The 7,224-nt window shown below is 39.1% G+C and carries 6 protein-coding genes and 1 riboswitch; all 6 genes read left to right on the top strand.

The window, feature by feature from the left end; all coding sequences use genetic code 11:
- The first annotated feature begins 133 nt into the window (after positions 1-133).
- On the top strand, positions 134-949 hold the full coding sequence (locus tag ACTQX6_RS12450; protein WP_294688511.1) for a DMT family transporter: 816 nt from the start codon (positions 134-136) through the stop codon (positions 947-949).
- Between the two features lie 74 nt (positions 950-1,023).
- A complete protein-coding gene (locus tag ACTQX6_RS12445) occupies positions 1,024-1,902 on the top strand; it encodes a Cof-type HAD-IIB family hydrolase (protein ID WP_117446576.1) in 879 nt (292 codons plus the stop codon).
- Between the two features lie 316 nt (positions 1,903-2,218).
- Positions 2,219-3,379 (top strand): LTA synthase family protein, encoded by a 1,161-nt coding sequence (locus tag ACTQX6_RS12440; RefSeq protein WP_294688514.1) that lies wholly within the window; start codon positions 2,219-2,221, stop codon positions 3,377-3,379.
- Between the two features lie 55 nt (positions 3,380-3,434).
- A riboswitch (ZMP/ZTP riboswitch) is annotated at positions 3,435-3,516 on the top strand.
- 49 nt (positions 3,517-3,565) lie between these two features.
- On the top strand, positions 3,566-5,812 hold the full coding sequence (gene pflB / locus ACTQX6_RS12435; protein WP_294688516.1) for a formate C-acetyltransferase: 2,247 nt from the start codon (positions 3,566-3,568) through the stop codon (positions 5,810-5,812).
- A gap of 3 nt (positions 5,813-5,815) precedes the next feature.
- Positions 5,816-6,559 carry a pyruvate formate-lyase-activating protein gene (gene pflA, locus ACTQX6_RS12430; RefSeq protein ID WP_294688518.1) on the top strand — a complete coding sequence of 248 codons (744 nt, stop codon included), beginning with the start codon at positions 5,816-5,818 and terminating at the stop codon, positions 6,557-6,559.
- 87 nt (positions 6,560-6,646) lie between these two features.
- On the top strand, positions 6,647-6,784 hold the full coding sequence (locus tag ACTQX6_RS12425) for a hypothetical protein (protein ID WP_441657432.1): 138 nt from the start codon (positions 6,647-6,649) through the stop codon (positions 6,782-6,784).
- The last annotated feature ends 440 nt before the right edge of the window (positions 6,785-7,224 follow it).

The following is a 7,224-nucleotide window of genomic DNA, read 5'->3' as shown; positions in this document are numbered from 1 at the left end:
AGATTGAGAGGACAAGTTAGTTACTTTTTTATTCGTCAAATACGAAAAGAAGATCTTTTTAAATTTGCGATTACTTAAAAGGCTATGTCAACAAATTGGAGGTTAAGCGAACTGCGTTTTTAAGGAGAACGATATGGCATTTCTTGTTTTAGCAATTTTATGCAGCACCGCAATTTCTGTTTTCTTACGGATGAGTAATAATAAAGAACATAGCCTATATGGTAAGCTTGTCTGTAATTATGTGACCTGTTCCTTGTGTGCGCTGCTTTTTTCACGTGTGTTTCGATGGAATGAAACGACCTTGGTATTAGGGACTGTCAATGGCTTACTTTTGGTGATGAGCTTATACTTAATGCAGCTGAGCATGAAACTCAATGGTATTGCTTTGACAGGTTTATATGGACGGTTAGGTGTTTGTGTACCCTTATTGTTTTCGGTTTTCTTGTTTCATGAAATACCAACCTGGCTTCAACTGATTGGTATGGCTCTATCCTTTTTATCGATTGTCTTATTTTTCTATCAATCAAAAATAAACTTTAAATTGGGGCTGACATTGCTTGTTTTTATGATCGTGAGCGGATTGATTGATACCATGAGCAAGATCTATCAGTTCTATGGAGAATCGTCTTTAGCCAGTCAATATTTCTTCCTTTCTTTTTTTATGGCTGCGATTTTAAGCTTTATTTTGATGGTGATCAAGAAACAAAAAATTGCTAAAAACGAAATCCTTTATGGATTTTTGATTGGTGTTCCTAATTATTTATCATCTTATTTTTTACTTATATCGTTAAATGAGTTGCCTTCTATTATCGTTTATCCCATGTATTCTATGCTGACGATCATGACAATCAGTCTATGTGGATACTTTTTCTTTAAAGAAAAGATCAATAAGGAAATGATGATGACATTTGCTTTGATCATGATTTCTATAGGCTTGTTGAATATCTGATACAGAAATAGATTATCTGTAGATTTTGTACTAAGTAATGATCAGTGATACAATAACAGGCGAGGTTGATAAATATGATCAAGGCAATTGTAATGGATATGGATGGAACTTTACTTGATTCCAACAATCAGATTCTTCCTAAAACAAAGCAGGCATTATTAGAACTGCAGGAAAAAGGAGTTCGTTTGATTTTGGCCAGTGGACGTAGTTATACACGTTTGGTGCCATACGCAAAAGAGCTGCAGATGGACAGCCATCATGGTTATTTACTGGAGGTTGATGGTGTTGCCGTTTATGATATACATCATGACCAAAGGAAAATCTTACGGCGAATGACGATCGAAGAAGTACGTAAGGTGTTTTTAGAATTGATGACTTTAGATTGTGAAAGCATGGCTTGTTTTGATGATGGAGTCTATGATTATTTCCCGGATTCGATTCGAGCCATCAAAGAAAAGCTGCGTAAAGAGCAGGGCTTGCCAAAAGATTATCCCTGGACAGCGGGGCCATGGAGCTGGCTGGCGGATATGCGAAAAGGATATCCGAAAATCACCTATTTAAAAGATATAGACCAGATTCAACCACCGATCAATAAGCTGCAGGTGATGCAGGAAGAAGAGAAGCTGGAATCTTTATATTTGTATCTAGTTGATCGTTTTCCGGAATTTAATGTATTTCGTACCGCACCAAGGCAATTAGAGATTTTACCAAAAGGTGTTTCCAAAGGAGAAACCTTAGGGAAGATCATGAAAGAAAACGGTTGGAGTGCCGATGAAGTCATCGCTTTTGGGGATGGAGAAAATGACGTAAGCTTATTTGATGTTGTGACATGTAGCTATGCGATGGGACAGGCTAGATCTTATGTTAAAGAGAAAGCGGCGCATATTACGCTTTCCAATAATGAGGAAGGAATATGGCACGCTTTAAAGAAACTTGGTTTGATTGAAGAATAGAGTTTTTCTGTTCTTCTTTTTATTTTCGAGTATAATACACATTATGTAAGGAGGGGGTAAATTGTTGTATTTCCTGCTTGTACTTTTCGCATCTATACTTGTCAAGACGGTATCATGGGCTTTTTCTTATTTTGGATTGTCATCTTTTGAACAGTTAGTATTTCATATAAAAGTGCCTTTGGAAGGGACCAATAAACGATTTTTGGTAGATTGGTTTCGATTGTGTTTTCTACGGTGTTTTGTAATCTCGATAATTGTGACTTTGCTTATCATTCATATTTTTGCGGCGCTCTGGCTTTGTTGGGTAGGGCTGCTTATGTGTATCGTGTATTCGGCCTATAAAGTGGGATTGATTCAATATGGGATCCATCAGTTTCAAAAGTCGGATCTTTATGAACAGGACTATATCAAAGTCAGCGCTTCGACTTTACAGGCGCCAAAGAAAAAAATGAATTTGATTCATATTTATTTAGAATCCATGGAAACCACATATGCGCTGAAGAAAGATGGAGGCGATTCCCAGGAGAATCTACTTCCTTTTTTGACAAAACTGACAAAAGAGAACATCAGTTTTTCAAATACAGATCAAATAGGCGGTGCTAAAGTTGTGACAGGAACCGGATGGACAACCGGCGGCATGATTGCTTCTACGGCAGGGGTTCCCTTAAACTTTCCGATCTATCATCCATTTTGTACACCTAAACAAGCATTTATGAATGGTTTGGTTTCTTTAGGTGACATTTTAGAAAAAGATGGTTATTCCAACACCTTGATGATTGGTTCGGATGCGGCCTTTGGAGGGCGCAAATCATATTTTGATCAACATGGACATTATGATATTCAAGATATTAAAAAAATAAAAGAAGAAGGCTGGCTGGATAAAAAATATCATGTGTTCTGGGGTTATGAGGATGAAAAGCTCTTTGATTTTGCCAAACGAAAACTGAGCATGCTGGTAAAGGAAGAACAACCATTTAATTTTGAAATGTTGACGGTGGATACCCATCATCCTTATGGCTATCAGGAAAAGAAATGGGAGGCACCCTTTGTCAAAGGTATTTCCAATTCTATATATCACACCGATCGTCTTCTGGAAGATTTTATGACATGGTTAAAAAAACAGCCTTTCTACAAGGATACTCTGATCGTGATTCAAGGGGATCATACAAGCATGGCTGCACAATACATTCATTCAAATTTTGATCAGGGCTTTGATCGAAGGGTATGGAACTGTTTTATTCACAGTCAAAAGAAGCCGGTGCAGATCAAAAAAAGAGAATTTACGACAATGGATTTGTTTCCAACGATTCTTTCGGGAATGGGTTATACATTATCGAAAAAGGGATTGGCTTTGGGGCGTGATCTTTTTTCGGATGAAAAAACAGTCTTAGAAAAGGAAGGAGAAAAAGCTTTGAATCTGAAAATACAAAAGCAGTCTTCTTTCTATAAAAAGAAAATTTTAGGTTTAAAGCACTGAAAGGATTTTCAGCGACTTATTCGTTGACACTTCAACTAAATTCCGATATGATGAAATCACCTTATATGACTGACGGAATGAGTGGAATAGACCACGTGAAGTATAAGAGTATTGAGCCGACCGTCTGGGCAGAAAAAGAAGCCCGGAGGCCGGCATTTTATATGGTTCAAGAATAGGAGGAAAGACATGTTTGAACAGTGGACCGGATTTAAAGGAAACAAATGGCAGGAGGAAGTCAATGTCAGAGACTTTATCCAGAATAACTATGAGCCTTATGATGGTGATGAAGCCTTTTTGGCGGATCCAACAGAAGCTACGAATACATTGTGGTATGCCTTACAGAAGCTTCAAAAGGAAGAACGCGCCAAAGGCGGTGTATTGGATATGGAAACGGAAGTGGTATCCAGCCTTACTTCCTATGGACCAGGATATATTGATGAAAATTTAAAAGATTTGGAACAAATCGTAGGTTTACAAACGGATAAGCCTTTAAAAAGAGCCTTTATGCCTTATGGTGGTATTCGTATGAGTGTCGAAGCGTGCGAAACTTATGGATATACACCAAGTGACAAACTAAAAGAAATCTTCACAAAGTATCATAAAACACACAACGATGCGGTATTTGGAGCTTATACTCCGGAAATGCGTCTAGCTCGTAAAAATAAGATTATTACCGGATTACCGGACACCTATGGTCGTGGACGTATCGTTGGGGATTATCGTCGTGTAGCTTTGTATGGAATTGATTTTTTGATCGAGGAAAAACAAAAAGATTTTGATTTGTGTGGCGATGGAACGATGCTGGATCACATCATTCGTCAAAGAGAAGAGTTAGCTGATCAGATCAAGGCATTAAAAGAAATGAAAGAGATGGCGGCTATTTATGGCTATGATATCTCAAAACCGGCCAAGAATGCCAAGGAAGCAGTACAGTGGCTTTATTTTGGATATTTGGCGGCCATCAAAACACAGAATGGGGCAGCAATGTCGGTTGGCCGTGTTTCCACCTTCTTAGATATTTATATGCAAAGAGATTTAAAGAACGGAACATTGACAGAAGAGAAAGCACAAGAGCTGATCGATCATATGGTCATGAAGTTTCGTATGGTTAAATTTGCGCGTATTCCTTCCTATAACCAGTTGTTCTCGGGTGATCCGGTCTGGGCCACTTTGGATGTAGCCGGTATCGGTATGGATGGCCGTCATATGGTCACCAAAACATGTTTTCGATTCCTGCATACATTAGAAAATATGGGACCAAGTCCGGAGCCCAATTTGACGGTATTGTATTCCAGTCATCTGCCAGAGCCCTTTAAAAAGTATGCGGCCAAGGTCAGTGTGGCAACATCTTCTCTGCAATATGAAAACGATGATGTGATGCGTCCGGAGTGGGGCGATGATTATGCGGTATGTTGTTGTGTCAGCGCCACACAGACGGGTAAGGAAATGCAGTTCTTTGGAGCCCGTGCCAATTTGGCAAAATGTCTGTTGTATGCCATCAACGGTGGTGTGGATGAAAGAACAAAAATGCAGGTAGGTCCAGAGTATAAGCCAATCACCAGCGATGTGCTTGATTTTGATGAAGTGATGCATAAATATGATTTGATGATGGACTGGTTGAGTGGACTCTATGTCAATACTTTAAACCTGATTCAATATATGCATGATAAATATTACTATGAAGCAGCCGAAATGGCTTTGATCGATACCGATGTAAGACGTACATTTGCCACGGGTATTGCCGGTTTCTCTCATGTTGTGGATAGCTTATGTGCCATCAAATATGCTAAGGTAACACCGATTCGTGATGAGGATGGTATCGTCGTTGACTACAAGGTAGAAGGTGATTTCCCACGTTATGGAAACGATGATGATAGAGCCGATGATATCGCAGTATGGTTGTTAAAGACATTTATGAATAAGATTCGTAAGCATCATACGTATCGCAACAGTGAGCCAACGACTTCAATTTTGACGATCACAAGTAATGTGGTTTATGGTAAGGCAACCGGAACTTTACCGGATGGACGTAAGGCCGGAGAACCTTTATCGCCGGGTGCCAATCCTTCTTACGGAGCCGAAAAGAATGGATTACTGGCTTCTTTGAATTCCGTTGCGAAGCTTCCTTATGAATATGCCTTAGATGGTATTTCCAATACACAGACTATCAATCCGGGTGCGCTGGGCCATAGTGATACAGAGCGCGCAGAGAATTTAGTGCATGTGATGGATGGTTATTTTGATCAGGGAGCCCATCATTTAAATGTCAATGTCTTTGGTGTTGAGAAGTTAAAAGACGCGATGGAACATCCGGAAAAAGAAGAGTATCAAAACTTTACGATTCGTGTCAGTGGCTATGCGGTCAAATTTATTGATTTAACGCGTGAACAACAGCTGGATGTGATTGCCAGAACCTGCCACGATCATTTGTAGGATATGAAAGGAAGCATACATTCCATTGAAACATTCGGGTCGGTTGACGGCCCGGGTGTTCGTTATGTAATTTTTCTGCAGGGATGCCAGATGCGATGTCAGTTTTGCCATAATGCTGATACATGGCAAATCAAAGAACCGGATCAAGAGGCAGCCGATGTCCTTACCAAAGCTTTGCGATATCGCCCTTACTGGAAAGATAAAGGCGGCATAACGGTATCCGGAGGCGAACCATTATTACAGATTGATTTTGTATTAGAATTGTTTCAATTGGCCAAAAAAGAAGGGGTTCATACCGTACTGGATACGTGTGGACAACCATTTTGTGAAACGAAAGAGTTCATGGATAAAATCAATACATTGATGGAAGTAACTGATTTGGTTTTATTAGATATCAAGCATATTGATCCTCAACAACATCGATTATTGACAGGTCATGGCAATACAAATATACTGGCCTTTGCGAAGTATTTAGATTCGATTTCCAAACTGGTTTGGATTCGCCATGTTCTGGTGCCGCAAAGAAATGATGAAGATATTTATTTAAGAAAGCTGGATACGTTTATTCAAAGCTTATCCAATGTCGAAAGAGTGGAAGTTTTACCCTACCATACATTGGGAGCCTATAAATGGGAAGCACTGGGTATGAAGTATCCTTTAGAGGGAATTGATCCACCATCAAAAGAACGTGTTGAAAACGCCAATCGTTTACTACATACAAATGAATATCCAAAAGAAAAGGAATGAGAGACTGATATAATCCCACTAAAGTAGATACACGAAATAATTAAAATTATCCCATCGATGTGAAACTACAAAGGTGGGATTTTTTATATGGGAAGAAAAGCTAAATACACGAAGCAACAAAAGGTACAGGCATGTGAAGATTATTTAAGCGGAAGAAAAACAGCCATCCAAATTTCTGTTGAATTAAATATGGGCAAACGTGGAGATGACAGGGTTAGAAAATGAGAAGAGGATTATCGTGCAAACGGACATTTGATCTTTGACAACAAGTCTACCAACAACCGATATTCCAAAGATTTCAAAGAGATGATCGTTAAGGAATATCTGGACGGTCTTGGATCGTCTTGTGATCTGTCAGCTAAATACGGAATATTGAAGGATGATACTGTTCTAAACTGGGTAAAAAAGTATAATAGTCATAGAGAGCTTAGGGATTATGATCCAAAGCCGGAGGTCTATATGGCTGATACTTTAAAAGTAAGCAAGGAAAAGAAAATAGAAATCATAAAATACTGCATAGGTCATGATCATGATTATAAAGGAACAGCTGACCGATCTGGAAAAAGCACAGCGCAGAATAGCCGAGCTTGAAAGGATCAACAGGCGACAGGAAATGGAGCTTGAACTGTTAAAAAAAGACAGAGCCTTCGAAAAGACCTATTTAG

Source organism: Faecalicoccus sp. LCP19S3_E2 (genome assembly GCF_052121255.1).
Lineage (GTDB): Bacteria > Bacillota_I > Bacilli_A > Erysipelotrichales > Erysipelotrichaceae > Faecalicoccus.
The sequence above is the reverse complement of the archived record's forward strand: the minus strand, read 5'-3'. Positions and strand labels throughout refer to the sequence as shown.

Excerpts from the sequence above, each read along its gene's own strand:
- pflB (WP_294688516.1), top strand. The coding sequence starts at position 3,566 with ATGTTTGAACAGTGGACCGGATTTAAAGGAAACAAATGGCAGGAGGAA.
- ACTQX6_RS12425 (WP_441657432.1), top strand. The coding sequence starts at position 6,647 with ATGGGAAGAAAAGCTAAATACACGAAGCAACAAAAGGTACAGGCATGT.
- ACTQX6_RS12440 (WP_294688514.1), top strand. The coding sequence starts at position 2,219 with ATGTGTATCGTGTATTCGGCCTATAAAGTGGGATTGATTCAATATGGG.
- ACTQX6_RS12445 (WP_117446576.1), top strand. The coding sequence starts at position 1,024 with ATGATCAAGGCAATTGTAATGGATATGGATGGAACTTTACTTGATTCC.
- pflA (WP_294688518.1), top strand. The coding sequence starts at position 5,816 with ATGAAAGGAAGCATACATTCCATTGAAACATTCGGGTCGGTTGACGGC.
- ACTQX6_RS12450 (WP_294688511.1), top strand. The coding sequence starts at position 134 with ATGGCATTTCTTGTTTTAGCAATTTTATGCAGCACCGCAATTTCTGTT.